Origin of the sequence: Streptococcus sp. SV2, assembly GCF_030440175.1 — a bacterium.
GTDB classification, from domain to species: domain Bacteria; phylum Bacillota; class Bacilli; order Lactobacillales; family Streptococcaceae; genus Streptococcus; species Streptococcus raffinosi.
In genome coordinates this window covers 157,861-183,947 of record NZ_JAQFJQ010000004.1, presented here as the reverse complement: position 1 = coordinate 183,947, position 26,087 = coordinate 157,861, and the positions used below count along the sequence as shown (strand labels likewise).

The following is a 26,087-nucleotide window of genomic DNA, read 5'->3' as shown; positions in this document are numbered from 1 at the left end:
TCAGAGTTAAGTGACGATAGCCTAGGAGATACACCTGTTCCCATGCCGAACACAGCAGTTAAGCCCTAGAACGCCTGAAGTAGTTGGGGGTTGCCCCCTGTTAGATATGGTAGTCGCTTAGCATTTATCCGCCATAGCTCAGTTGGTAGTAGCGCATGACTGTTAATCATGATGTCGTAGGTTCGAGTCCTACTGGCGGAGTATAGTACTTGTGGTCAGACTTTGTCTGACCTTTTTTGTTTTCAATTTATTTACTTGTTTATTAGGTCGAATTCAGCTATCATAGGACTATACTTTTATTTGTGAGGTGTCATTATGTCTATTTTTGCTTCGGATTTTACTCCAGCTTCAGTGTCTTTAGTTAAAGAGAAAATTGCTTCTGGAGAAAAGTTCATTTTATTTATTGGTAGACCTTCTTGTCCTTATTGTCAACGTTTTGAACCTAAATTATCGAATGTTGCTCATAGTTCTAATTTTAATATTTTCTACGTTAATAGTGAAAATGAGGAAGAACTTGAGGAAATTCAAGGGTTACGTAATCGATATGGTATTGCAACTGTTCCGGCACTTTTTGTATCAGAAAATGGTTCTGTCAAGGTCGTTTGTGATTCTTCACTTTCTGAAGAAGATATTTTGGATTTTATTTCCTAATTTTTAATGTATTGGGAGGTTCTTATGTTTATTTATAAACACGAGGTCCAGTATTATGAAACGGATAGAATGGGTATTACTCATCATTCTAATTATGTTCGATGGATGGAGGAGGCTAGAACATTATTTCTTAGGGAAATTGGTTGGCCTTATGAAAGAATAGAAGAGGAAGGAATAATTTCTCCGGTTACTTCTCTGTCTTGTGAATATAAAGCTACTTCGACTTTTGCGGATGAGATCTCTATAGAGATTACTGTTAAAGGAGTTAAATCTGCAAGACTTTCTTTTGAATATCGTATGCTAAATCAAGATGGGACTATTGTTTGTACTGCTGTTTCTGAACATAGCTTTATGTCTAAAGAAGGTAAGTTTGTTAATCTAAAACGAGATTATCCAATATTCTTTGATTTGTTAAAAGAACAGTCTGAGTTAAAATAAAAAAGTGAAGTAAGACAATTGTTTTAAATGATTGTCTTGCCTCACTGGCTGTTTTAAGTTTACCTGTTTAATACTTAAGGTTAGAATTTTTATTCTAACCTTTTTATTTTGTAAGGAGTTCTTGATAAATACTTAAATTATCATCATCAAATACATTAAAAATAACTTTTTTAACGGTTGTAGAGTCTTTTATAAAGTCTTTAACAGTCTGAATTGCAATTGTCGCAGCCTTTTGTTTTGGAAAATTAAAGTCTCCTGTTGAGATGCATGGAATTGCGATGGACTCAATGTTATTTTTTTCAGCTAGTGCCAATACAGATAGATAGCATTTAGCTAAAAGATCTTCATCAATTTGTGTTGGTTGGTTTTCTATCTTTGGGCCTACTGTGTGTATAACGAATGCAGAAGGAAGATTGTAAGCTGGCGTAATTTTAGCCATTCCTACTGGTTCCTCATATCCTTGCTCTAAAATGAGTTCGTAACAAGATTGGCGAAGCTGTACTCCTGCATAAGTGTGGATAGCATTATCAACACAATCATGAAGTGGCTTCATGCAACCCAGTAAGGTCTTATTTGCAGCATTTACGATAGCATCTACTTCGAGTTTTGTGATATCACCTTTCCAGATGTAAATTTGGTCATCTTGAGGAATTGGACGGAGTGTGTTGAGTTGTACAATTCCACGTTCTCCTTTTCTAACTTGTAGGTAAAGGTCTTGGATGGTCAAGAATTGTGTTGACGCTGCCATTGGTTTACGTGTATTAAAGAGTGCTCTTAGAAGTCTTTGCTTTTTCTCGAGCTCTTCTGGAACAATCAAATCATGTAATTCTAGATTTTCTTTTTTGAGTTCACCTATGAGATAGGTAATCATTGCATCTTTATCCATATGTACTCTTTTCTATTTTTTATAGTGTTTTTATTATTATACATCCAAGCTATGTTGTGGGCAAGCGATGTCTATGATAGGCAATGACTAATATTTGATATGAATTTTTTATGTCTGTATCAAATTCTTGCAATGCTCTGTAGAATCATATAGAATAGGTCTACAAATGTTTACTATATCTAGGAGGATAATGAAATGACGCAAGTAGTAACAGATGCTACCTTTGAAAAAGAGACAGCTGAGGGTCTGGTTTTGATTGATTTCTGGGCAACTTGGTGTGGGCCTTGTTTGATGCAGGCCCCTATTCTTGAACAGCTTTCTGAAGAGGTTTCAGAGGACGAACTCAAGATTGTCAAAATTGATGTTGATGAGAATCCAGAAACAGCTCAAAAGTTTGGAATTATGTCTATTCCAACTTTGCTCTTCAAAAAAGATGGTGAAGTTGTTAAGCAGGTTGCAGGTGTACATACGAAAGATCAAATTAAGGCCATCGTTGCTGAGCTTGGTTAAGTAATCGACGAAATCCCGTTCAGGGATTTTTATTTTAGTTAATTGAAATAGGAGGAGATTCTTATGACTTACACATTTCAAAATCCTAGTGAAGAGGTTATCGATTCTTATTTGAAATCGGCCAAAACGATTGCCATTGTTGGTTTGTCTCATAGAAAAGAAACAGCAGCCTACCAAGTTGCGCATTTTTTAAAAACTGCCGGCTATCGTATTGTACCGGTTAATCCGAAGCTTGAGGGGCAAGAAATTCTTGGAGAGCATGTCTATGGTCAACTAAAGGATATTCCGTTTTCGGTCGATATTGTTGATGTTTTTCGACGTAGTGAGTTTTTGCCAGATGTTGCCTCTGATTTCCTTGAAGCGGATGCCAAAGTTTTTTGGAGTCAGATTGGTATTGAAAATGAAGAAGCTGAAATCATGCTACGTCAGGCAGGACACCAGGATATTGTAATGAATCGCTGTACAAAGATAGAATATATGCGACTCTTTGTTTAATAAATGAAAGGATGAGTGAGCTAAGCTCGCTCCTTTTTGTTATAATAGACCTATGATTAAAATTTTTGATACGCATACCCATCTTAATGTGGATAATTTTGCAGGAAAAGAACAAGAAGAAATAGATTTTGCAGCGGAACTTGGTGTTACTAAAATGAATATTGTTGGTTTTGATAAACCGACAATTGATAAGTCTTTAGAACTTTCAGAGCAATATGATCAACTCTATAGTACGATTGGATGGCATCCTACAGAAGCGGGGTCCTATTCTCAGGAAATTGAGGATATGATTGTATCACAATTGGATAATCCGAAAGTAGTGGCACTTGGTGAAATTGGATTGGACTACTATTGGATGGAAGATCCTAAAGAGGTTCAGATTGAGGTCTTTAAGCGTCAAATAGGCTTATCAAAGAAATATAATTTACCTTTTGTTGTCCATACACGAGATGCACTTGAAGATACTTACGATGTCATTAAAGAAGTTGGAGTTGGTCCCCGTGGTGGTATTATGCACTCGTACTCAGGATCCTTAGAAATGGCTCAAAAATTTGTTGATCTTGGAATGATGATTTCCTTTTCAGGTGTTGTTACCTTTAAAAAAGCATTGGATGTCCAAGAAGCTGCTCAGAAATTGCCTTTAGATAGGATTCTGGTTGAAACGGATGCACCTTATTTGGCACCTGTTCCGAAACGTGGTCGTGAGAATCGTACCGGCTATACACGTTACGTAGTAGACAAGATTGCTGAGCTTCGTGGATTAACAAGTGAAGAAGTTGCAAGAGCTACTTATGACAATGCAATGAGGATTTTTGGGCTTAATGACTAAAATAAAAATTCAAGAAGTCATCGTTGTAGAGGGTAAGGATGATACGGCAAACTTGAGACGTTTTTATGAGGTGGACACCTATGAAACTAGAGGTTCTGCTATTAATGAAGATGACTTAGAGCGTATTGATAAGCTTAATGACTTACGTGGTGTTATTGTTTTTACTGATCCGGATTATAATGGAGAACGTATCCGTAAAATCATTATGGGAGCTGTCCCAACGGCCAAGCATGCTTTTTTAAATCGTGGTGAAGCTGTTCCCAAATCCAAGACAAAGGGGCGTTCTCTAGGGGTTGAGCATGCTAGTTTCGAGGATCTTCAAAAAGCTTTGGCAGGAGTCCTAGGTAGTTATGATGATGATAATCAGTTTGATATTAGGAAATCAGATCTTATGCGTTTAGGACTAGTAATGGGAGCAGACAGTCGAAAACGTCGAGAATATTTGGGAGAAACGCTTCGTATTGGTTATTGCAATGGAAAGCAGCTTTTAAAACGTTTGGAATTATTTGGAATTACATTAGAGGAGCTTGAAGAGGCTATGGCCCGTTACTAGAATATATCGGTGTTCTGATTAGGCAGGTGACTGCTGAGGTTGAATTTGAAATAGTTATTCCAGTTAATGAACTGTAAAAGTATCAACCTTATTTTTTGGCTCGAGTAAGCAGAATCGTAATATAACAATAAGAAGAGAGAAGAAATGAGAATTGCAGATTATAGCGTGACCAAGGCTGTTCTTGAGCGTCACGGCTTTACCTTTAAGAAGTCTTTTGGACAGAACTTTTTAACAGATACAAATATTTTACAAAAGATAGTAGATACGGCAGAGATTGATAAAAATGTCAATGTTATCGAAATTGGACCTGGTATCGGAGCATTAACTGAGTTTTTGGCTGAAAATGCTGCAGAGGTTATGGCTTTTGAAATCGATGAGCGTTTGGTTCCAATTTTGGAAGATACACTACGTGACCATGATAATATTAAAGTGATTAACGAAGATGTTCTCAAGGCAGATTTACAGACACGTGTCAAAGAATTTAAAAATCCAAACCTACCAATTAAGGTCGTAGCCAACCTACCATACTATATTACGACACCAATTTTAATGCATTTGATTGAGAGTAAGATTCCTTTTGCAGAATTTGTTGTTATGATGCAAAAAGAGGTTGCTGACCGTATTTCTGCAGAGCCCAATACCAAGGCCTATGGTTCGTTATCAATCGCTGTTCAGTATTATATGACTGCTAAGGTGGCATTTGTTGTCCCACGTACAGTTTTTGTACCAGCACCTAATGTTGACTCGGCTATTTTGAAGATGACGCGTCGTGAGCAACCTCTGGTTGAAGTTAAAGACGAAGATTTCTTTTTCCGTGTATCGAAGATTAGCTTTGTGCATCGTCGTAAGACACTTTGGAATAATTTGACAAGTCATTTTGGTAAATCTGAAGAAGTCAAAACTAAACTTGAGCAGGCTTTGGGAAATGCAAATATAAAGCCTTCTATTCGTGGAGAGGCTCTATCTATACCTGATTTTGCCCGTTTATCTGATGCTTTGAGCGAAGCAGGTTTATAGCTTAAAAATCCCACTGAACATAAATGTCAGCGGAATTTTCTGTACAATGATGCGGAGAAAGGGATTTGAACCCTCACGCTCGTAAGAGCACATGCGCCTGAAGCATGCGTGTCTGCCATTCCACCACCTCCGCAGATGTTATGCTTATTATACTGCAAATTAGTAAAAATGCAAGGAGCCCAAAGGAATTGAGCTCCTTACTTGTTTTGGGTCAGATATGCTTGCAGTTTTGTGGTATAATAAGGCTATTAAACGAATGAGGAGTTCACTTGCAAGGAAGAATTATCAAAGCGCTGGCAGGTTTCTATTATGTAGAGCATGATGGTGTTGTATACCAGACGCGTGCACGAGGAAATTTTAGAAAAAAAGGGCAGACGCCTTACGTTGGAGATTTTGTTGAATTTTCAGCGGAGGAAAATTCAGAAGGCTATATTCTTAAAATTGGGCAACGCATTAATAGTTTAGTGCGTCCACCTATTGTCAATATTGATCAGGCTGTGGTTATTATGTCTGCTAAGGAACCAGATTTTAATAGTAATCTTTTGGACCGTTTTTTGGTCTTATTAGAACACAAACATATAAAACCTGTAATCTATATTTCTAAAATGGATTTGATTGAAGATGATTCGGAAATGAAGGAGATTCAAAAAAAGTACCAAAAAATTGGTTTTGATTTCGTTTTCACTTTGGAAGAACTCTTACCTCTCTTGGCCCATAAAGTTACCGTATTTATGGGGCAGACAGGTGTGGGTAAATCAACTTTATTGAACCGTATTGCTCCTGAGTTGAAGCTAGAAACGGGTGAAATTTCCGACAGTCTGGGGCGTGGACGTCACACAACAAGAGCTGTGAGTCTTTATGATGTGCATGGTGGGAAAATTGCAGATACACCTGGATTTTCTTCCTTAGATTATGAAGTGGATAATGCAGAAGATTTGAGTGAATCTTTTCCAGAAATTCGTCAAGCCAGTCATGGTTGTAAGTTTCGATCTTGTACCCATACGCACGAGCCTTCTTGCGCTGTTAAAGATGAGGTGGAGAATGGACGAATCTGGCAAGTGCGTTATGATAATTACCTTCAATTTTTGAGTGAAATTGAAAACCGTCGCGAAACATATAAAAAAACTATCAAAAGAAAGTAGGTCTCTCATGTCATATAAAATTGCTCCTTCTATCCTAGCTGCTGATTACGCTAATTTTGCTTCAGAATTGGCTCGTGTTGATGCATCGGGTGCAGAATATGTTCACATTGATATTATGGACGGTCAGTTTGTTCCTAATATTAGTTGGGGAGCAGATGTGGTTGCTAGTATGCGTAAACACAGCAAGTTAGTTTTTGATTGTCACCTTATGGTTGTTGATCCTGAGCGTTATGTGGATGCCTATGCACAAGCTGGTGCAGATATCATGACGATTCATGTTGAAGCGACTAAACATATTCATGGTGCTCTTCAGAAGATAAAGGCTGCTGGTATGAAAGCAGGTGCTGTGATTAATCCAGGAACCCCAGTTGAGGCACTTATTCCTGTGCTTGATTTAGTGGATCAAGTGCTCATCATGACTGTAAATCCAGGCTTTGGCGGTCAAGCTTTCATTCCAGAAATGATGTCTAAAGTGGAACGTGTTGTCGAACTTCGCCAAAAAGGTGGCTATTCATTTGATATTGAGGTTGATGGTGGTGTAGATAATAAGACGATTGCTGCATGTGCCAAGGCAGGAGCTAACGTATTTGTAGCAGGTTCTTATCTCTTTAAGAATCCTGATTTAACTGCTCAAGTTCAAACACTTCGTGATGCTATCGATGCCTAAAGTAGCTTTGTTTGTCGGTGGTGAGCTAGATTGGTTCACTACCGATTTTGATTATTTTGTTGGAGTGGACCGTGCTTGTTTGTACTTATTGGAGTGGGGGTTACCTCTTGACTTGGCTGTAGGGGATTTTGATTCTGTCTCCGAGTCAGAATTAAACGTCATTCAATCGATAGCTAAATCTTGTAAGAAGGCTCCCGCTGAGAAGGATGACACGGACACTGAGTTAGCTTTAAAATTGATTTTTCAAGCTTTCCCTGAAGCTGAAGTAACTATTTTTGGTGCATTTGGTGGTAGATTGGACCATATGTTGTCAAATGTATTTCTGGCTAGTGATCCTGAACTAGCTCCCTTTATGAGTCGTATCTGTTTGAGAGATAAGCAAAATAAGGTTACTTATTGTCCAGAAGGAAAACATGATATTTTTCCTGAACCAGGGATGACTTACGTTTCTTTCTTACAAGAAGGAACTGGGGAATTGACGATTTTGGGCGCAAAGTACGAATTAACTGATAGGAATTATTTTCAAAAGAAAAACTATTCTAGTAATGAATTCCTTGATGGCCCCATTCATGTTGTAGTTCCAAATGGATACGTGATTGTCATTCAGACTAAAGATAGGAGTTAGTATGATTTACCTGCTTACACTTTTGACCTTGTTAAGTTTAGGAATTCTTGTTGTTCTTTTATTGAAAAATGCGGAGTTAAAGGGTCAGATTAATAAGAGTCTGGAGGGAAATGCAGATAATCTTTCAGATCAACTGTCTTTTCAGTTAGAAAGCTTTGCCAAGGCAAACCAACTTGAAACAACAAGGCAATTGAATCAATTGCAGAAAGAACTCTATCGACAATTAACGGATATCAGAGAAGTTTTACACCAAAACTTGTCTGATAATCGAGATCGCTCTGACCAGCGCCTAGAGCAAATAAACCAGAGCTTGACGAAGGCCGTTAAAGAAATGCAGGATTCCAATGAGAAACGTTTGGAACAAATGCGTCAGACAGTTGAAGAGAAACTTGAGCAAACATTACAGACACGATTACAAGCTTCCTTTGAGACGGTGTCAAGACAGCTGGAGTCTGTTAACCAAGGTCTGGGGGAAATGAAAAATGTTGCTAGGGATGTTGGAAGTCTCAATAAGGTCCTTTCAAATACAAAAACACGTGGTATTATGGGAGAACTTCAATTAGGACAAATTATTGAAGATATATTGACTGCTAATCAATACGAGAGAGAGTTTCCGACAGTGTCGGGTTCAACTGAGCGAGTTGAATATGCGGTTAAGATGCCAGGAAACCACAAGGACGAATATATCTATCTGCCTATTGACTCTAAGTTTCCTCTTGAAGACTACTATCGCTTGGAAGATGCTTATGAGTCCGGAAATAAAGAGCAAATCGAGAATCATCGTAAATCACTTTTGGCTAGCATTAAGCGATTTGCTAAGGATATTAACAAGAAGTATCTTAATCCACCTGAAACCACAAATTTTGGTATATTATTTTTGCCGACGGAAGGGCTTTATGCTGAGGTCGTACGTCAACCCTCATTCTTTGACGCTCTTCGTCGTGAGGAGAATATTGTTATTGCCGGGCCATCAACATTGTCTGCACTATTGAATTCATTGTCAGTAGGATTCAGGACCTTGAACATTCAAAAAAATGCGGATGATATCAGTAAGATTTTAGGCAACGTCAAACTGGAGTTCGGTAAGTTTGGAGATATGCTTGCCAAGGCTCAAAAACAATTAAATACAGCCAGTAAAACTGTTGATAGTCTGCTCAATACAAGAAGCAGGGCTATTGTTAGAGCTCTTGATACCATTGAAACCTACCAAGATAGTGCGACACAAAGTTTGTTAGATCTACCACAATTAGAAAATGAGGACAAGCATGAAAATTAATCAAATGAAAAAAGACGAGTATTTTGAAGGCTTTTATCTGATTAAGCGTGCAGAAGTACGTAAGACAAGGGCTGGTAAAGACTATATTGCCTTTACCTTCCAAGATGATTCTGGTGAAATTTCGGGAAATCTTTGGGATGCTCAGCCTTATAATGTTGAGGAATTTACAGCTGGTAAGGTAGTTCATATGGAAGGACGTCGAGAGGTTTATAATAATACTCCTCAGGTAAATCAAATTACTTTACGTTTGCCTGCATTTGGAGAACCAAATGATCCAGCTGATTTTAAGGAAAAACCACCGGTAAATCCGTCTGAAGTGCGTGAGTATCTTGAACAGATGATTTTCAAAATAGAGGAAGCTACATGGCAACGTGTGGTCCGTGCTCTTTATCGAAAGTATAACAAGGAGTTTTTTAGTTTTCCTGCTGCTAAAACAAATCACCATGCTTTTGAAAGTGGGTTGGCCTATCATACAGCTACAATGGTTCGTTTAGCAGACAGTATTGGGGATGTTTATCCGGAACTAAATAAGAGTCTGCTCTTTGCGGGAATCATGCTCCATGATTTGGCTAAAGTTATTGAATTGACTGGTCCGGAAAATACAGAGTATACTGTTCGAGGTAACTTGATTGGGCATATCGCCTTGATTGATGAAGAAATTACCAAGGTTCTCATGGAACTTAACATTGATGATACACGTGAGGATGTTGTTGTTTTACGTCATGTCATTTTAAGTCACCACGGACAATTAGAATACGGAAGCCCAGTTCGTCCTCGTATCATGGAAGCGGAGGTTATCCATATGATTGATAATCTTGATGCTAGTATGATGATGATGATGACAGCTCTTAACCTAGTTGGACCTGGAGAAATGACTAATCGTCTCTTTGCTATGGACAATCGTTCCTTCTATAAACCAAAATTTGATTAAAATCGAAAGTAAACGAGCATTAAGGCAAAAATGTTCGTTTTTTAATGTGTTATGGTATAATAGTAAAAAAGTACAGAAATTATAGGTGATTTATGAAATTAAAACGAAGTGAGCGCATGGTAGTGATTTCAAACTACCTGATTAATAATCCCTATCAGTTGACAAGTCTTAATACCTTTGCAGAGCGTTATGAAGCTGCAAAATCTTCAATCTCAGAAGATATTGCAATCATTAAGAAAGCTTTTGAAGAGAGTCAGATAGGTGAAATTGAAACAGTAACAGGGGCCTCTGGTGGTGTTATGTTTACACCAACCATTTCCGATGAAGATGCAAGAAGTTTAGTCGAAGGTCTCTGTGAGAGACTTTCTGAGAGTGATCGTATCCTACCGGGTGGGTATCTCTATTTGTCTGATTTATTGAGTACGCCTTCTATTTTGAAGAATGTTGGACGTATTATTGCTAGCGCATTTAAGGGTCAAAAGATTGATGCTGTTATGACTGTTGCAACAAAAGGTGTTCCTTTGGCAAATGCAGTAGCAGATGTCCTAAACATTCCCTTTGTTATTGTACGTCGTGATTTGAAAATCACAGAAGGCTCTACCGTCTCAGTGAACTATGTCAGCGGATCAAGTGACCGTATTGAAAAAATGTTTCTATCAAAACGTAGCTTGAAACCCAATAGTCGTGTGCTTATTGTTGACGATTTTCTTAAGGGTGGCGGCACCATTACCGGTATGATTAGCTTACTTTCAGAATTTGATAGTGAATTAGTGGGTGTAGCTGTATTTGCAGAGAATGCCAAAGGCGACCGAGATATTCATGAATACAAATCATTGCTTACTGTATCTGATATCGATGTAAAATCGCAAAAAGTAGAAGTTGAAGTAGGTAATATTTTCGATAAATAAAAAACTTAAAAGGTAATTCCTAATCTAATGCTTAGGAATTTTCTTTTTGGCAAGAAATTCTTGACAAGGTTCCTCAAAAAATGGTATTATATTAGACGGTACTTTTTACTTTTGGTCTCTCAAAAGTGTACAGAGACGTGCTGACATAAGTTGCAAAAGTACACCCAGATATGGGCTGTCACCAAGTGCCATATCAACCAAAAATAAAAAACACAGGAGAATGTAGATGCCTACAATTAACCAATTGGTTCGTAAACCACGTCAATCAAAAGTTGTTAAATCTAAATCACCAGCTTTGAACGTTGGTTACAATAGCCACAAAAAAGTTCAAACTAATGTATCTTCACCACAAAAACGTGGTGTTGCAACACGTGTTGGAACAATGACACCTAAAAAACCTAACTCAGCCCTTCGTAAATTCGCTCGTGTACGTTTGAGCAACCTTATCGAAGTTACTGCTTACATCCCAGGTATTGGACACAACCTCCAAGAACACAGCGTTGTTCTTATCCGTGGTGGACGTGTAAAAGACCTTCCAGGGGTACGTTACCACATCGTCCGTGGTGCACTTGATACTGCAGGTGTAGCTGATCGTAAACAAAGCCGTTCTAAATACGGTGCTAAACGTCCTAAAGGATAAGAAGGGAGATAAGATAAAATGAGTCGTAAAAATAGAGCGCCTAAACGCGAAGTATTGGCAGATCCATTGTACAATTCAAAAATCGTTACACGTCTTATCAACCGTGTAATGCTTGACGGTAAACGTGGTACTGCTGCAACAATCGTATACGATGCTTTCGAACAAATCAAAGAAGCAACTGGAAACGATGCTCTTGAAGTATTTGAAACAGCTATGGACAACATCATGCCTGTACTTGAAGTACGTGCACGTCGTGTCGGTGGTTCAAACTACCAAGTCCCAGTTGAAGTTCGTCCAGAACGTCGTACAACACTTGGCCTACGTTGGTTGGTTAACGCATCACGTGCGCGTGGTGAACACACTATGAAAGACCGCCTTGCTAAAGAAATTATGGATGCTGCAAACAACACTGGTGCATCAGTTAAGAAACGTGAAGATACTCACAAAATGGCTGAAGCTAACCGTGCCTTTGCTCACTTCCGCTGGTAAGAATAAGATACTGAGGGCGTTAAAAAAGCGATTGAAAATTAGGAAGCTTGACGTAGAATCAAAGATTCTAGGAAAGCTTATCTATTTTCCAAGCTTTTAGCCTGGGTTCAATTGAGCTCGGGTAGCTCTTGAGTTCTTTTTCAACTCATCTGCGAGTTGAAAGCAACAAATCAAAGACCAATGAGAACGGGTAGGTCCTGCCTATCCGTTTTTTGACAATAATGTTATAATAAATAAGTAAACTAAAATTTTTATAGGAGAATAAACCTAATGGCACGCGAATTTTCACTTGCAAAAACTCGTAATATCGGTATCATGGCCCACGTCGATGCCGGTAAAACAACTACAACAGAGCGTATCCTTTACTACACTGGTAAAATTCACAAAATCGGTGAAACTCACGAAGGTGCATCACAAATGGACTGGATGGAGCAAGAACAAGAACGTGGTATCACAATCACTTCTGCCGCTACAACAGCGCAATGGGATGGTCACCGTGTTAATATCATCGATACACCAGGACACGTGGACTTCACTATCGAAGTACAACGTTCACTCCGTGTATTGGATGGTGCCGTAACCGTTCTTGACTCACAATCAGGTGTAGAACCTCAAACTGAAACAGTTTGGCGTCAAGCAACTGAGTATGGTGTTCCACGTATCGTATTTGCCAACAAGATGGATAAAATCGGTGCTGACTTCCTTTACTCAGTAAGCACACTTCACGATCGTCTTCAAGCGAACGCTCACCCAATTCAATTGCCAATCGGTGCTGAAGATGATTTCCGTGGTATCATTGACTTGATTAAGATGAAGGCTGAAATCTATACTAACGACCTTGGTACAGATATTCTTGAAGAAGATATCCCAGCTGAATACGTTGATCAAGCTAACGAATACCGTGAAAAATTGATTGAAGCTGTAGCTGAAACTGACGAAGATTTGATGATGAAATACCTTGAAGGTGAAGAAATCACAAATGAAGAATTGAAAGCAGCTATCCGTCGTGCAACAATCAATGTTGAATTCTTCCCAGTTCTTTGTGGTTCTGCCTTCAAGAACAAAGGTGTTCAATTGATGCTTGATGCAGTTATTGATTACCTTCCAAGCCCACTTGATATTCCAGCAATCAAAGGTGTTAACCCAGATACTGACGAAGAAGAAACTCGTCCAGCATCTGATGATGAGCCATTTGCAGCTCTTGCCTTCAAGATTATGACTGACCCATTCGTAGGTCGTTTGACATTCATCCGTGTTTACTCAGGTGTCCTTCAATCTGGTTCATATGTAATGAACACTTCTAAGGGTAAACGTGAACGTATCGGACGTATCCTTCAAATGCACGCTAACAGCCGTCACGAAATTGAACAAGTTTATGCTGGTGATATCGCCGCAGCTATCGGTTTGAAAGATACAACAACTGGTGACTCATTGACTGATGAAAAAGCAAAAATCATTCTTGAATCAATCGAAGTTCCAGAACCAGTTATCCAATTGATGGTTGAACCTAAGACTAAAGCTGACCAAGATAAGATGGGTATCGGTCTTCAAAAACTTGCTGAAGAAGATCCAACATTCCGTGTTGAAACAAACCCTGAAACAGGTGAAACAGTTATCTCTGGTATGGGTGAACTTCACCTTGACGTCCTTGTTGACCGTTTGAAACGTGAACACAAAGTTGAAGCCAATGTTGGTGCTCCACAGGTATCATACCGTGAAACATTCCGTGCAGCTACACAAGCACGTGGATTCTTCAAACGCCAATCAGGTGGTAAAGGTCAATTTGGTGACGTTTGGATTGAATTTACTCCAAACGAAGAAGGTAAAGGTTTCGAATTCGAAAATGCTATTGTCGGTGGTGTGGTTCCACGTGAATTCATCCCTGCAGTAGAAAAAGGATTGGAAGAATCTATGGCTAACGGTGTCCTTGCTGGATACCCAATGGTTGACATCAAAGCTAAGCTTTACGATGGTTCATACCACGATGTCGATTCATCTGAAACTGCCTTCAAGATCGCTGCATCTCTCGCACTTAAAGAAGCTGCTAAGACTGCACAACCAACTATCCTTGAACCAATGATGCTTGTAACAATCACAGTTCCTGAAGAAAACCTTGGTGATGTTATGGGTCACGTTACAGCTCGTCGTGGACGTGTTGATGGTATGGAAGCACACGGTAATAGCCAAATCGTTCGTGCATATGTTCCACTTGCTGAAATGTTCGGTTATGCAACAACACTTCGTTCTGCAACTCAAGGACGTGGTACATTCATGATGGTATTTGACCACTATGAAGATGTTCCTAAATCAGTTCAAGAAGAAATCATCAAGAAAAACTCTGGTGAAGCTTAATTAGCACATATAAAAGTTAAGGTACTTATGAAAGTAAGTGCCTTTTCTATTTGCAATTTTTTGAAAAAAATTATATAATATGACTGTTGAAAGGTTAGATTGAAAGCGCTCAAGTTAATCTTTTCACAATAGGGAGAGCTTGCTCTCAAAATTATATTTATTTGATTTTCATAAGGAGGAAATCACTAATGGTAGTTAAAGTTGGTATTAACGGTTTCGGTCGTATTGGTCGTCTTGCTTTCCGTCGTATCCAAAACGTAGAAGGTGTTGAAGTTACTCGCATCAATGACCTTACAGATCCTACAATGCTTGCACATTTGTTGAAATATGACACAACTCAAGGTCGTTTCAACGGAACTGTTGAAGTAAAAGAAGGTGGATTTGAAGTTAACGGTAAATTCGTTAAAGTTTCTGCTGAACGTGATCCAGAACAAATTGACTGGGCTAGTGACGGTGTAGAAATCGTTCTTGAAGCAACTGGTTTCTTTGCAACTAAAGCAGCTGCTGAAAAACACTTGCACGCTAACGGTGGTGCTAAGAAAGTTGTTATCACTGCTCCTGGTGGAAGCGATGTTAAAACAATCGTATTCAACACTAACCACGATACACTTGATGGTACTGAAACAGTTATTTCAGGTGCTTCATGTACAACTAACTGTTTGGCACCAATGGCTAAAGCATTGCAAGATAACTTTGGTATTAAACAAGGTTTGATGACTACTATCCACGCTTACACTGGAGACCAAATGATTCTTGATGGACCACACCGTAAAGGTGATTTGCGTCGTGCTCGTGCTGGTGCTGCTAACATCGTTCCTAACTCAACTGGTGCTGCTAAAGCTATCGGTTTGGTTATCCCTGAATTGAACGGTAAACTTGACGGTGCTGCTCAACGTGTTCCAGTTCCAACAGGTTCTGTAACTGAATTGGTTTCAGTCCTTAACAAAGAAGTAACTGTTGATGAAGTTAACGCAGCAATGAAAGCAGCTGCTAACGAATCTTACGGTTACACTGAAGATCCAATCGTATCTTCTGACGTTGTTGGTATGTCATTCGGTTCATTGTTTGACGCAACTCAAACTAAAGTTCAAACTGTTGATGGACATCAATTGGTTAAAACTGTGTCATGGTACGACAATGAAATGTCATACACTTCACAACTTGTACGTACTCTTGAATACTTCGCAAAAATTGCTAAATAATTCAATAGTATATTAAGAAGGGCTTAGGCTCTTCTTTTTTGTACAGAAAATAATGGCTCTTTTGAAGCAAGTTAAAAAGCGTTTCAAAAACTGCAATGGCAAATTGCAAACTGGCTAATAGGATTAAACGTGTCCATAGTGAGACTGAGGTTTGGTTAATGTAGGAAAATAGTGTTTGTTTAAAAGTAAGAAAGAAGAAAAGAGGATTAAGTGTAAGTTTGAGGATTATATTAAAATCGTGATTAGCTTCTTTCTGAATTTTATTTAGTAGTTTTTTCATTACTATTCTACCTTTCTATTTTGATTATATGATAGATGTACTTGTACTAGTAATAAGCTAGAAATCCTTCTGATTTTGCTATCTCTTTTAGGTATTTTGTGATATAATGAAAACGTATTAAAAAATTAAGGAGTCTGATCAAATGGCTAAATTGACTGTTAAAGATGTTGACTTGAAAGGGAAAAAAGTTCTCGTTCGTGTTGACTTCAACGTTCCTGTAAAAGACGGTGTGATCACTAATGATAACCGTATCACTGCTGCTCTTCCAACAATCAAGTATATCCTTGAACAAGGTGGGCGTGCAATCCTCTTCTCTCACCTTGGACGTGTAAAAGAAGAAGCTGATAAAGAAGGTAAATCACTTGCTCCTGTAGCTGCTGACTTGGCTGCTAAATTGGGTCAAGAAGTGAAATTTATCCCAGGTGTTACACGTGGTGCTGAATTGGAAGCAGCTGTTAACGCTCTTGAAGATGGACAAGTTCTCTTGGTTGAAAACACTCGTTTCGAAGATGTTGATGGCAAGAAAGAATCTAAAAACGATCCTGAACTTGGTAAATACTGGGCATCACTTGGGGATGGCATCTTCGTAAACGATGCATTCGGTACAGCTCACCGTGCACACGCATCAAACGTTGGTATTTCAGCAAACGTTGATAAAGCTGTTGCTGGTTTCCTTCTTGAAAACGAAATTGCTTACATCAAAGAAGCAGTTGAAACTCCAGAACGTCCATTCGTAGCAATCCTTGGTGGATCTAAAGTATCTGACAAGATTGGTGTTATCGAAAACCTTCTTGCTAAAGCTGATAAAGTCCTTATCGGTGGTGGTATGACTTACACATTCTATAAAGCACAAGGTATCGAAATTGGTAACTCACTTGTAGAAGAAGACAAACTTGATGTTGCTAAAGCTCTTCTTGAAAAATCAAATGGTAAATTGATATTGCCAGTTGACTCAAAAGAAGCTAATGCATTTGCTGACTACACTGAAGTGAAAGACACTGAAGGTGAAGCAGTAGATCCAGGATTCCTTGGACTTGATATCGGTCCTAAATCAATTGCTGAATTCGATAAAGCCTTGACTGGTGCGAAAACAGTTGTATGGAACGGTCCTATGGGTGTATTTGAAAACCCTGACTTCCAAGCTGGTACAATCGGTGTGATGGATGCTATTGTGAAACAACCAGGTGTTAAATCAATCATCGGTGGTGGTGACTCAGCAGCAGCTGCCATCAACCTTGGACGTGCAGATAAATTCTCATGGATCTCTACTGGTGGTGGTGCATCTATGGAACTCCTTGAAGGTAAAGAACTTCCAGGATTGGCTGCTCTTACTGATAAATAATCTAATTAGAATGAAAAGAGTTGGGTAACCAACTCTTTTTACGTTGTCATTTTAAAAATATTTAGTGAAGAATATGTAATCAAAATCATTTAGAATAGCCAAAAGTTTCATAATCATGTTAAAATAGTTGAATGGGATTGAAATTTGAACCGAAAAAATTTAAATTTGGTATGCGTACACTGAAGACGGGGATTGCTGTCTTTCTTGTTTTAGGCTTGTTTTCTGCTTTAGGATGGGAAGGGCTTCAGATTGGTTGTTTAACTGCTGTCTTCAGCCTTCGTGAAAACTTTGATAGAAGTATTCAATTTGGGAAGTCACGTATTTTTGCAAACACGGTTGGAGGTCTGCTGTCTCTTTTATTTTATTTTGTGAATATGTTGTTTGATCATTCGGTTTGGGTGACATTGATATTGATTCCAATTTTAACCATGTTAACTATTGTGATTAATGTGTCTTTCAATAATTCCTCTGGTGTTATTGGAGGAGTTGCGGCACTGCTAATTATTACCTTATCTATCCCACCTAATGATACTTTTGTTTATGTTATTGCCCGGGTTTTTGAGACCTTTTGTGGTGTTTTTATTGCTATCCTCGTGAACTATGATTATAATTGGCTGATTAAATACCTAAAATAAGAATAATAGAGTTCTCAGGGGCTCTATTTTTCTGTTTTCAATGACAAAACTCCACAATTTAAGTAAATAAATGACGAAATGTTCGGGAATTACTCATTATGTTAGAAAAAGTAACATAAACGGTTGACATGTAGAAATATTCAGAATATAATTGTTAGGAAAGGAGGATAATCATGGCAAGAGAAAAAGAACTGAGACGTTCCTTGGCTGTTTTTCCGATTGGAACAGTTATGAAGTTGACAGATTTAACTGCTCGTCAAATTCGTTACTATGAAGATCAAGGGTTGATTCAACCTGAGCGTACAGCAGGAAATCGTCGTATGTACTCACTGAATGATATGGACCGTTTGTTGGAAATCAAAGATTTTTTAGATGATGGTTATAATATTGCAGCGATTAAACGTGAATACGAAGAACGTGAAGTTCGTGCACAACAAAAACAAGTGACCTTAACGGATGCAGATGTTCGACGTATTTTGCATGATGAACTCCTCCAGCAAGGCCGTTTTACGACCCCGTCACAACAATTTGGTAACTTGCGTATCTAATTACGCCTTGAACTTTTATTTTTTGGTTTTTTATAAAGGAGACCCCTATTATGGCAATCACAGCAGCTGATATTCGTCGCGAAGTCAAAGAAAAGAATGTTACTTTCTTGCGTTTAATGTTCTCTGATATCCTTGGAGTTATGAAGAATGTTGAAATTCCTGCGACAGATGAACAGTTGGATAAGGTACTTTCAAATAAAGCAATGTTTGATGGTTCATCAATTGAGGGATTCGTTCGTATCAATGAATCTGATATGTATCTTTACCCAGATCTTGATACTTGGACAGTTTTCCCTTGGGGTGATGAAAATGGTGCAGTGGCAGGTCTTATTTGTGATATTTATACTTCTGCAGGAGAACCATTTGCAGGTGATCCACGTGGTAACTTGAAAAAGGCATTGCGTCATATGGAAGAAGTGGGTTACAAATCATTTAACCTTGGACCAGAACCAGAATTCTTCCTTTTCAAATTGGATGAACTAGGCAATCCTACACTTGAAGTAAACGATAAAGGTGGTTATTTCGACCTTGCTCCAACTGACCTTGCAGATAATACACGCCGTGAAATTGTTAACGTTTTGACAGAAATGGGCTTTGAAGTTGAAGCTTCTCACCATGAAGTAGCAGTTGGTCAACATGAAATTGATTTCAAATATGCTGATGTTTTGAAAGCATGTGATAATATTCAAATGTTTAAGCTAGTTGTTAAGACAATTGCTCGTAAACATGGTCTCTATGCTACATTTATGGCGAAACCTAAATACGGTATTGCTGGTAGTGGTATGCACTGTAATATGTCTCTCTTCACTGATGAAGGAAATGCTTTCTTCGATCCAGAAGATCCACGTGGTATGCAATTATCTCAAGATGCCTATTACTTCCTTGGTGGATTGATGAAACACGCCTATAACTATACTGCCATTATTAACCCAACGGTTAACTCTTATAAACGTTTGGTTCCAGGTTACGAAGCTCCTGTATATATTGCATGGGCAGGTAGCAACCGTTCACCATTAATCCGCGTTCCTGCTTCTCGTGGTATGGGTACACGTTTGGAATTGCGCTCAGTAGACCCAATGGCAAACCCATACTTGGCACTTGCTGTTCTTTTGGAAGCAGGTCTTGATGGTATTATTAACAAGATTGAAGCACCAGAGCCAGTTGAAACAAACATTTATTCAATGTCTCCTGAAGAACGTAAAGAAGCTGGTATCATTGATTTGCCATCAACACTTCGCAACGCTCTTAAAGCCTTGGAAACAGATGAAGTGGTTCGTCAAGCTTTGGGTAATCATATCTATACAAACTTCCTTGACGCGAAACGTATGGAATGGGCAAGTTACGCAACCTTCGTTTCACAATGGGAAATTGATAATTATTTGGATATTTACTAATAATATTTCTTTGAAAACCAGGTTTTCCTGGTTTTCTTTTTGATTAATTAAGTTCTTGGACAAATTACGTACTTTTAACAGACTTGTTTATTTTTGTTATATTTCTTTACTCTTCCTTAATCGCATTAAAATATGAGAGTGTTACACTTATTCCATATTAATCTTATTCAGGGGGAATTATGAAAACTACAAAAAAAGCTGCTCTGGCAGCAGCTTCAAGTGCATTATTACTAGGTCTTACAGTCGCACAAACAGCCAAGGCTGATGCTTATACAATTCAAAATGGAGATTCGTTCTTTGGAATTGCCAGTCAGTATGGGGTAGACCCTTATCAATTAGCAGCTGAGAACGGTATGACTATCTGGTCAACTATTGTTCCTGGTGAAACTCTGGACGTTTCTGGGGCAACTGCTACTGTAGCAGATACAGAGGCAACTGAAACTTCTTCAGAGGTTACAGCTTCTGATTCAGACGCTACCTGGAATCGTTATCCAGTTGGTCAATGTACATGGGGTGTTAAAGAAGTTGCTCCATGGGCAAGTAACTGGTGGGGTAATGGTGGTGATTGGGCAGGAAGCGCTGCTAGCCAAGGTTATGCTGTAGGTTCGACACCTGCTGCTGGATCAATTGTATGTTGGACTGATGGTGGCTATGGACACGTTGGATATGTCACACAAGTCGGTCAAGATGGACAAATTCAAATCTTGGAATCTAACTATAACAATCAGCAACACATCGATAACTATCGTGGTTGGTTTGACCCACAAAATTCAACAACACCAGGTTCAGTATCTTACATTTATCCAGGTGCATAAGAAGAAGCGCTCATTGCGGCGCTTTTTTACTTGAGAAGAGTTGTACACTGGGTGAAATTAGAGCCGAAAAAATATGGTAGCGACAAAGCTACCATATTTTTTTATTTATCAGGAGTGAGAATCATTGGGATGATGATAGGCTCACGCTCTGTTTTTTCGTATAGGAATGGTCGTAACGCATTGACGATAGCTCCGTTAACGGATTGTATGCTAGCATCCTTATTTTTAAGGGCGATACGAATAGCATTAAATAGAATACGTTGGCTTTCACGAATGAGATCGCCTGATTCACGCATGTAGATAAAACCACGGCTAAGGATGTCTGGACCAGCCAAAATCATCTTAGATTTGAAATCAACAGTTGCTACGGCAAGGACAACCCCATCTTCTGAAAGATCTCGGCGGTCACGTAGGACTGCAGCTCCAATATCACCGACACCATTACCATCTACATAGATGTCTTGGGCATTGAAGTGACCTGCACGACGAGCAGAGTCTTTAGTTAGGGCAAGAACATCACCGTTTTCCATGATAAAGATATTATCTTTAGGAATATCACAGTCAATTGCAAGTCCTGCGTGGACTTTCTGCATACGGTATTCACCGTGAACAGGCATAAAGAATTTTGGTTTGATCAAACGAAGCATCAGTTTTTGCTCTTGTTGACCACCGTGTCCAGAGGTATGGATGTTGTTAATCTTACCATGGATGACATCTACACCAGCTTCTTGGATAGTATTAATCAAACGGTTAACGCTGGTTGTGTTTCCTGGAATAGGGCTAGATGAGAAGATGACAGTATCACCAGGTTGTAGTGTCACTTGTCGGTGCATACCATTAGCGATACGTGCTAGGGCTGCCATAGGTTCTCCTTGAGAACCGGTACACATGATAAGAATCTCACTAGCATGATAATTCTTCATCTCACTAGGATCGATGATAGTTCCTTTTGGAACCTTGATATAACCTAGCTCTACACCATTAACAATGGCTTTTTCCATAGAGCGTCCAAAGACAACAATCTTACGACCGGTTTTTACAGCGGCCTCAGCAGCTTGTTGAAGACGGAAAATGTTAGAGGCAAATGAAGCGAAGATAATACGTCCATGAATGCCTTCAATGATTTTCATGATGGATTGGCCAACCACCTTCTCAGAATTAGTGAAAGTTGGTACTTCGGCATTGGTTGAGTCGGAGAGGAGGCAAAGGACGCCTTCTTCACCAAGAGCAGCCATGCGATGAAGGTCTGCTGGTTCACCAACTGGAGTGAAGTCGAACTTAAAGTCACCGGTACAAACGACTTTACCTTGAGGTGTATGGATGACAATTCCGAGCGGCTCTGGAATAGAGTGAGTCGTACGGAAGAAAGTTACGCTAAGATTTTTGAAAGTAAGCTCTGTATTAGCATTAATTTCGTAGAGTTGTGCGTCACGAAGTAGTCCGTGTTCTTCCAATTTTCCTTTGATGAGGGCGAGGGCAAGCGGCCCTGCGTAGATTGGGATATTTGCCTGCTTAAGAAGGAAGGGGATACCACCGATATGGTCTTCGTGACCGTGAGTAATGACAAGAGCCTTGACACGGTCAACGTTTTCAACGATGTAAGAATAGTCTGGGATGACATAGTCAATACCGAGAAGATCATCCTCAGGGAATTTAATACCTGCATCGACGATGATAATCTCATCTTGGTATTCAATACCGTAGGTGTTCTTACCGATTTCTCCCAAACCACCAATCGCATAAACCCCAACTTCTTCAGGTTTTAGATTGATTTTTGATGTCATGGTCTTAGAACTCCGTTACTTCAAACACGCCTGTTTCCTTTTCGTATTCAAGAGCTTTTTCTGAAAGAAGCTCGATGTATTCGATGTTGTAGGCGGTGTTATTTTCAATAATTTGACGAGCTTGGATACGGCCTGCAAGCTCATTTTCTGCATCAATATCTAAGTAGAGTGATTTTGTCTGTTCACGGCGTGGGTTACGCTCTTTAGTTTCTTGGTAAAAAACTTTATAAATCATGGTTTTCCTTTCTTTACAAAAGGCTCTGCCATTCTATAAAAAAACCGGTCAAGTCAATCATTCAGGGATTCACTTGACGTTATGATATTCACTTTTATGAGTAATAGCTAGTAGCCTTGATTCGTTTGCAATTACTATTATTGTACCATAAGATAGGGGCTAGATAAAGAAAATGGCGGAAAAAGTTGGAAAATGTTCGTTTATGGGAAGTAGAGACTTGTGTTATAATAGAGAAGCATAAAAGGAAGCAAGGAAAAAAGATGAAAATATTAGCATTTGATACTTCTAGTACGGCTTTGTCAGTAGCTTTGTTGGAAGATGAGAACCTAGTGGCAGAGTCAACTGTGACGGTAAAAAAGAACCACAGCATTAGTTTGATGCCGACTATTGATTTTTTGGTTGCTCAGGCAGGATGGCAGCCAGCTGATTTAGAACGTATAGTAGTTGCCCAGGGTCCTGGATCCTATACAGGGCTTCGTGTGGCTGTCGCAACTGCCAAGACTTTGGCCTATGCTCTTGGTATTGATTTGGTGGGAGTTTCAAGTCTACAGGCCCTGACGGACCTTACGGCTGATGGCATTGTGATTCCTATTATGGATGCCCGTCGTAACAATGTCTACGTTGGCTTTTATGAAAATGGTCAAGCCATCGTTTCTGACCATCATGCCGCTTTTGCAGATGTTTTAGAGCAGGCTAAAGCTTATGAGAAGGTAACATTTGTCGGTGAAGTGGCTAATTTTGTGGATCAGATTAAGGAAAATCTTCCAAATGCAACTGTTTTGTCAAGCCTTCCATCAGCTCAGTTAATTGGTCGTTTAGGTTTGTATTTGCCTTCTGTTGATGTGGATGCTTTTGTTCCACATTACTTGAAGCGGGTTGAGGCAGAGGAGAATTGGCTCAAGACGCATGAGGAGACTAATCGTGACAACTACATCAAGCGCGTCTAGATTGAGTAGCCAAGAGCAAGCTCAACTGATTTATCAGATTTTGTCGGATGTTTATGACAAGTCTCCTTGGACGATAGAACAAGTGGCAGCAGACTTGGCTTTAGATACTACGGAATATTTCTATGTGTATGATCAGGAAGAAGTTGTTGGTTTTTTAGCTCTTCAAAATTTGGTGGGTGAGCTTGAGGTGACCAATATCGCCGTTTTAAAAGCTTATCAAGGGCGTGGTTATGCTAGTCAGTTGATGAAGCATTTGGAAGATCGTAGTGAGCCAATCTTTCTTGAAGTTAGGGCTTCAAATCAAGTCGCTCAGGCACTTTATAGAAAATTTGGTTTTGAAAATCTAGGAATTCGAAAAAATTATTATCATGAGCCTCAAGAGGATGCGGTTATCATGAGGCGAGAGGAAGTCTAATGGCAGATAGATATATTTTGGCAGTGGAGAGCTCGTGTGACGAGACTTCAGTTGCCGTTTTGAAAAATGAAAAGGAACTTTTAAGTAATATTATTGCCAGTCAGGTGGAAAGCCATAAACGTTTTGGTGGTGTTGTTCCTGAGGTGGCTAGTCGTCACCATGTGGAAGTGGTGACTCTTTGTATTAAGGATGCCCTTTCAGATGCGGGCATTAGTGCTGAACAACTAGATGCTGTAGCGGTAACCTATGGTCCAGGTTTGGTCGGGGCACTTTTAGTTGGCATGGCAGCGGCTAAGGCCTTTGCTTGGGCTCATGGTTTGCCTTTGATTCCAGTTAATCATATGGCTGGGCATCTGATGGCGGCGCGTGAGGTTCAAGAGTTAGAATATCCCCTCTTAGCACTTTTGGTGTCTGGGGGACATACAGAGTTGGTTTATGTGTCAGAACCGGGAAATTACAAGATTGTTGGTGAGACACGTGATGATGCAGTTGGTGAGGCCTATGACAAGGTCGGGCGTGTGATGGGCTTGACCTATCCAGCCGGACGTGAAATTGATGAATTGGCTCATAAAGGGAAAGATGTTTATGATTTTCCACGTGCTATGATTAAAGAAGAAAACTTGGAATTTTCATTTTCAGGTTTGAAGTCAGCCTTTATCAATTTACATCACAATGCAGAGCAAAAGGGAGAAGTTCTAGTCAAAGAAGACCTTTGTGCTTCCTTCCAAGCAGCTGTTTTGGATATTCTCCTAGCTAAGACCAAGAAAGCCTTGGACCGTTATTCTGTCAAGACATTTGTTGTGGCTGGTGGCGTAGCAGCTAATCAGGGATTACGTGAACGTTTGGCTGAAGAAATCACAGATGTGGATGTAGTCATCCCACCTTTACGTCTCTGTGGTGATAATGCTGGCATGATTGCCTTAGCAGCAGCTATTGAATGTGATAAGAAACATTTTTCTGATTTGGACTTGAATGCTAAGCCAAGTCTAGCTTTTGAAGGATTTGAAGAATAAGAAGAACCTCTTACTAGTCTGGTAAGAGGTTCCTTTAGAAAGGATTGTGTGTGTCTGACTTTCGTTTGGGTGTGAAAGCCGCAGTACCCACAGCTCTAGGTTATGTGGCTATTGGCCTTGCCTTTGGTGTGGTAGCAGCGGCTTCGGGACTATCAGCTCTTGAAGTTGGTCTTATGTGTGCCTTGGTTTACGGTGGTTCGGCTCAATTTGCCATGTGTGCCTTAGTGGTTGCAGGGGCCAGCCTGGGTGAGTTAACCTTGACTGTTTTCTTGGTTAATTTGCGTAACATGTTGATGAGTTTACATGCAACGACGATTTTTACAAAAACAAGTCTCTGGAATCAGCTGGGAATTGGTAGTCTGATTACGGATGAAAGTTACGGAGTCTTGTTGGGAGAATATGTGCATCATAAAGATATTTCCGCTAACTGGATGCATGGTAACAATATTTTCAGTTATCTGGTTTGGATTGTATTATCAGTAATTGGTTGCTTGATTGGTTCAATGATTCCTAATCCTGAGCTTTTTGGCTTGGATTTTGCCTTAATTGCTATGTTTATCGGCTTGTTAAGTAGCCAGATTGATGCCTTGTTAGGGGAAGGTGTGCGTAAGCTACTCTTGATTCTACTATCTATTGCGGTGACTTATCTGAGCTTTAGTATCATCTTATCAGAATCTTTGGCAGTTCTAGTGGCAACTTTGATTGGATGTAGTGTGGGGGTGATGTGTGATGGCCGTCAATAAGTTTATTCTCATTGCTATTCTACTTGGGTTTGTGGTCAGCTGGGTTCCTCGTGTTCTTCCCTTTGTCTTGGTTAAATACAAGGGCTTACCAGATATTATTGTTCGATTTTTGCACTATCTACCAGTTTCTATTCTCTTTGCCCTGATTCTCTCAAGCCTCATGACTGAGAAAATCGGTCACTTGCCGCAGTTTAAGTGGATGGAAATACTGGCTACGGTGCCAACGGTAATTGTAGCATTTAAGAGTAAGAATCTCCTCTATGCTGTGATCGTTGGTATTGTGTCCATGGCCCTGATTCGATTAGTATTTTAATAAATGAAAAGA

Annotated in this window: 30 protein-coding genes, 2 tRNA genes and 1 rRNA gene; 29 read left to right on the top strand and 4 right to left on the bottom strand. The window is 39.5% G+C overall.

Annotated features, from left to right (window positions below; all coding sequences use genetic code 11):
- Window positions 1-6: 6 nt before the first annotated feature.
- The 4 genes from rrf (at window position 7) to PCY14_RS04010 (ending at window position 1,089) form a co-directional block, all read left to right on the top strand.
- Window positions 7-122, top strand: a 5S ribosomal RNA gene (rrf, locus tag PCY14_RS04025).
- A gap of 5 nt (window positions 123-127) precedes the next feature.
- Window positions 128-201, top strand: a tRNA-Asn gene (locus PCY14_RS04020).
- A gap of 114 nt (window positions 202-315) precedes the next feature.
- Window positions 316-651, top strand: a complete 336-nt coding sequence (gene traF, locus PCY14_RS04015) for a conjugal transfer protein TraF (protein WP_008535651.1) — start codon at window positions 316-318, stop codon at window positions 649-651.
- 24 nt (window positions 652-675) lie between these two features.
- Window positions 676-1,089, top strand: a complete 414-nt coding sequence (locus PCY14_RS04010; RefSeq protein WP_021146522.1) for a thioesterase family protein — start codon at window positions 676-678, stop codon at window positions 1,087-1,089.
- A gap of 103 nt (window positions 1,090-1,192) precedes the next feature.
- Here PCY14_RS04010 and PCY14_RS04005 read toward each other — a convergent pair whose 3' ends face one another.
- A complete protein-coding gene (locus PCY14_RS04005) occupies window positions 1,193-1,975 on the bottom strand; it encodes a protein-ADP-ribose hydrolase (RefSeq protein ID WP_008535650.1) in 783 nt (260 codons plus the stop codon).
- Window positions 1,976-2,170: 195 nt separating this feature from the next.
- On the opposite strand from PCY14_RS04005, the gene trxA reads away from it, so the two are divergent.
- From trxA to rsmA, 5 genes are all read left to right on the top strand, one after another.
- Window positions 2,171-2,485: a thioredoxin gene (gene trxA, locus PCY14_RS04000; protein ID WP_002889340.1), complete on the top strand. Its 315-nt coding sequence runs from the start codon at window positions 2,171-2,173 to the stop codon at window positions 2,483-2,485.
- Between the two features lie 63 nt (window positions 2,486-2,548).
- Window positions 2,549-2,980, top strand: a complete 432-nt coding sequence (locus tag PCY14_RS03995) for a CoA-binding protein (RefSeq protein WP_021146520.1) — start codon at window positions 2,549-2,551, stop codon at window positions 2,978-2,980.
- A 52-nt stretch (window positions 2,981-3,032) separates the two neighbouring features.
- Complete coding sequence (locus PCY14_RS03990) at window positions 3,033-3,809, top strand: TatD family hydrolase (RefSeq protein ID WP_021146519.1); 777 nt, start codon at window positions 3,033-3,035, stop codon at window positions 3,807-3,809.
- The gene (gene rnmV, locus PCY14_RS03985; RefSeq protein ID WP_021146518.1) at window positions 3,802-4,362 is read left to right on the top strand and encodes a ribonuclease M5; all 561 of its coding nucleotides are present in this window, start codon (window positions 3,802-3,804) and stop codon (window positions 4,360-4,362) included. The genes PCY14_RS03990 and rnmV overlap by 8 nt, the downstream gene beginning before the upstream one ends.
- A 144-nt stretch (window positions 4,363-4,506) precedes the next feature.
- Entirely contained in the window at window positions 4,507-5,379 is an 873-nt protein-coding gene (gene rsmA, locus PCY14_RS03980; protein WP_021146517.1) for a 16S rRNA (adenine(1518)-N(6)/adenine(1519)-N(6))-dimethyltransferase RsmA, read from the top strand.
- A 50-nt stretch (window positions 5,380-5,429) separates the two neighbouring features.
- On the opposite strand, the gene PCY14_RS03975 is transcribed toward rsmA, so the two are convergent.
- Window positions 5,430-5,512: transfer RNA gene (locus PCY14_RS03975), tRNA-Leu, on the bottom strand.
- Window positions 5,513-5,648: 136 nt separating this feature from the next.
- Between PCY14_RS03975 and rsgA the strand changes: the two genes are divergently transcribed.
- The 15 genes from rsgA to PCY14_RS03900 all read left to right on the top strand — a co-directional run bounded on the left by rsgA (window position 5,649) and on the right by PCY14_RS03900 (window position 20,625).
- Complete coding sequence (rsgA, locus tag PCY14_RS03970) at window positions 5,649-6,521, top strand: ribosome small subunit-dependent GTPase A (protein WP_021152599.1); 873 nt, start codon at window positions 5,649-5,651, stop codon at window positions 6,519-6,521.
- Window positions 6,522-6,528: 7 nt separating this feature from the next.
- Window positions 6,529-7,188, top strand: a complete 660-nt coding sequence (gene rpe / locus PCY14_RS03965; RefSeq protein ID WP_002889333.1) for a ribulose-phosphate 3-epimerase — start codon at window positions 6,529-6,531, stop codon at window positions 7,186-7,188.
- Window positions 7,181-7,813 carry a thiamine diphosphokinase gene (locus PCY14_RS03960; RefSeq protein WP_021146515.1) on the top strand — a complete coding sequence of 211 codons (633 nt, stop codon included), beginning with the start codon at window positions 7,181-7,183 and terminating at the stop codon, window positions 7,811-7,813. The genes rpe and PCY14_RS03960 overlap by 8 nt, the downstream gene beginning before the upstream one ends.
- A 1-nt stretch (window position 7,814) precedes the next feature.
- Complete coding sequence (rmuC, locus tag PCY14_RS03955) at window positions 7,815-9,089, top strand: DNA recombination protein RmuC (protein ID WP_164376173.1); 1,275 nt, start codon at window positions 7,815-7,817, stop codon at window positions 9,087-9,089.
- Window positions 9,079-10,020 (top strand): 3'-5' exoribonuclease YhaM family protein, encoded by a 942-nt coding sequence (locus PCY14_RS03950; protein WP_021146512.1) that lies wholly within the window; start codon window positions 9,079-9,081, stop codon window positions 10,018-10,020. Before rmuC ends, PCY14_RS03950 begins: the two co-directional genes overlap by 11 nt.
- A 92-nt stretch (window positions 10,021-10,112) precedes the next feature.
- On the top strand, window positions 10,113-10,928 hold the full coding sequence (purR, locus tag PCY14_RS03945) for a pur operon repressor (protein WP_008535638.1): 816 nt from the start codon (window positions 10,113-10,115) through the stop codon (window positions 10,926-10,928).
- Between the two features lie 226 nt (window positions 10,929-11,154).
- Window positions 11,155-11,568 (top strand): 30S ribosomal protein S12, encoded by a 414-nt coding sequence (gene rpsL / locus PCY14_RS03940; protein WP_002884809.1) that lies wholly within the window; start codon window positions 11,155-11,157, stop codon window positions 11,566-11,568.
- Window positions 11,569-11,586: 18 nt separating this feature from the next.
- Entirely contained in the window at window positions 11,587-12,057 is a 471-nt protein-coding gene (gene rpsG / locus PCY14_RS03935) for a 30S ribosomal protein S7 (RefSeq protein WP_002884746.1), read from the top strand.
- Between the two features lie 270 nt (window positions 12,058-12,327).
- Entirely contained in the window at window positions 12,328-14,409 is a 2,082-nt protein-coding gene (gene fusA / locus PCY14_RS03930; protein ID WP_021152596.1) for an elongation factor G, read from the top strand.
- A 188-nt stretch (window positions 14,410-14,597) separates the two neighbouring features.
- Complete coding sequence (gap, locus tag PCY14_RS03925) at window positions 14,598-15,611, top strand: type I glyceraldehyde-3-phosphate dehydrogenase (protein WP_008535634.1); 1,014 nt, start codon at window positions 14,598-14,600, stop codon at window positions 15,609-15,611.
- 422 nt (window positions 15,612-16,033) lie between these two features.
- The gene (gene pgk, locus PCY14_RS03920) at window positions 16,034-17,233 is read left to right on the top strand and encodes a phosphoglycerate kinase (protein ID WP_021146509.1); all 1,200 of its coding nucleotides are present in this window, start codon (window positions 16,034-16,036) and stop codon (window positions 17,231-17,233) included.
- A 131-nt stretch (window positions 17,234-17,364) separates the two neighbouring features.
- Window positions 17,365-17,868, top strand: a complete 504-nt coding sequence (locus tag PCY14_RS03915; protein WP_164376172.1) for an aromatic acid exporter family protein — start codon at window positions 17,365-17,367, stop codon at window positions 17,866-17,868.
- 173 nt (window positions 17,869-18,041) lie between these two features.
- Window positions 18,042-18,416 (top strand): MerR family transcriptional regulator, encoded by a 375-nt coding sequence (locus tag PCY14_RS03910; RefSeq protein WP_002889321.1) that lies wholly within the window; start codon window positions 18,042-18,044, stop codon window positions 18,414-18,416.
- A gap of 50 nt (window positions 18,417-18,466) precedes the next feature.
- On the top strand, window positions 18,467-19,810 hold the full coding sequence (gene glnA, locus PCY14_RS03905; RefSeq protein ID WP_002889319.1) for a type I glutamate--ammonia ligase: 1,344 nt from the start codon (window positions 18,467-18,469) through the stop codon (window positions 19,808-19,810).
- Between the two features lie 179 nt (window positions 19,811-19,989).
- Window positions 19,990-20,625, top strand: coding sequence for a CHAP domain-containing protein (locus tag PCY14_RS03900; protein WP_021146507.1), 636 nt, complete (start codon window positions 19,990-19,992; stop codon window positions 20,623-20,625).
- 101 nt (window positions 20,626-20,726) lie between these two features.
- Here the strand turns inward: PCY14_RS03900 and PCY14_RS03895 are convergent, their stop codons facing one another.
- Window positions 20,727-22,409, bottom strand: a complete 1,683-nt coding sequence (locus PCY14_RS03895) for a ribonuclease J (protein WP_002889315.1) — start codon at window positions 22,407-22,409, stop codon at window positions 20,727-20,729.
- Window positions 22,410-22,413: 4 nt separating this feature from the next.
- The gene (locus PCY14_RS03890; protein WP_002889311.1) at window positions 22,414-22,644 is read right to left on the bottom strand and encodes a DNA-dependent RNA polymerase subunit epsilon; all 231 of its coding nucleotides are present in this window, start codon (window positions 22,642-22,644) and stop codon (window positions 22,414-22,416) included.
- A gap of 260 nt (window positions 22,645-22,904) precedes the next feature.
- On the opposite strand from PCY14_RS03890, the gene tsaB reads away from it, so the two are divergent.
- The 5 genes from tsaB to PCY14_RS03865 are packed head-to-tail and all read left to right on the top strand — an operon-like array spanning window position 22,905 to window position 26,075.
- Window positions 22,905-23,591 carry a tRNA (adenosine(37)-N6)-threonylcarbamoyltransferase complex dimerization subunit type 1 TsaB gene (gene tsaB, locus PCY14_RS03885; RefSeq protein ID WP_021146506.1) on the top strand — a complete coding sequence of 229 codons (687 nt, stop codon included), beginning with the start codon at window positions 22,905-22,907 and terminating at the stop codon, window positions 23,589-23,591.
- The gene (rimI, locus tag PCY14_RS03880) at window positions 23,551-24,006 is read left to right on the top strand and encodes a ribosomal protein S18-alanine N-acetyltransferase (protein ID WP_042767138.1); all 456 of its coding nucleotides are present in this window, start codon (window positions 23,551-23,553) and stop codon (window positions 24,004-24,006) included. Before tsaB ends, rimI begins: the two co-directional genes overlap by 41 nt.
- Window positions 24,006-25,019 carry a tRNA (adenosine(37)-N6)-threonylcarbamoyltransferase complex transferase subunit TsaD gene (gene tsaD / locus PCY14_RS03875; RefSeq protein ID WP_021146504.1) on the top strand — a complete coding sequence of 338 codons (1,014 nt, stop codon included), beginning with the start codon at window positions 24,006-24,008 and terminating at the stop codon, window positions 25,017-25,019. Before rimI ends, tsaD begins: the two co-directional genes overlap by 1 nt.
- A gap of 50 nt (window positions 25,020-25,069) precedes the next feature.
- On the top strand, window positions 25,070-25,762 hold the full coding sequence (locus PCY14_RS03870; RefSeq protein WP_164376171.1) for an AzlC family ABC transporter permease: 693 nt from the start codon (window positions 25,070-25,072) through the stop codon (window positions 25,760-25,762).
- Window positions 25,749-26,075, top strand: coding sequence for an AzlD domain-containing protein (locus PCY14_RS03865; RefSeq protein WP_002889303.1), 327 nt, complete (start codon window positions 25,749-25,751; stop codon window positions 26,073-26,075). The genes PCY14_RS03870 and PCY14_RS03865 overlap by 14 nt, the downstream gene beginning before the upstream one ends.
- The last annotated feature ends 12 nt before the right edge of the window (window positions 26,076-26,087 follow it).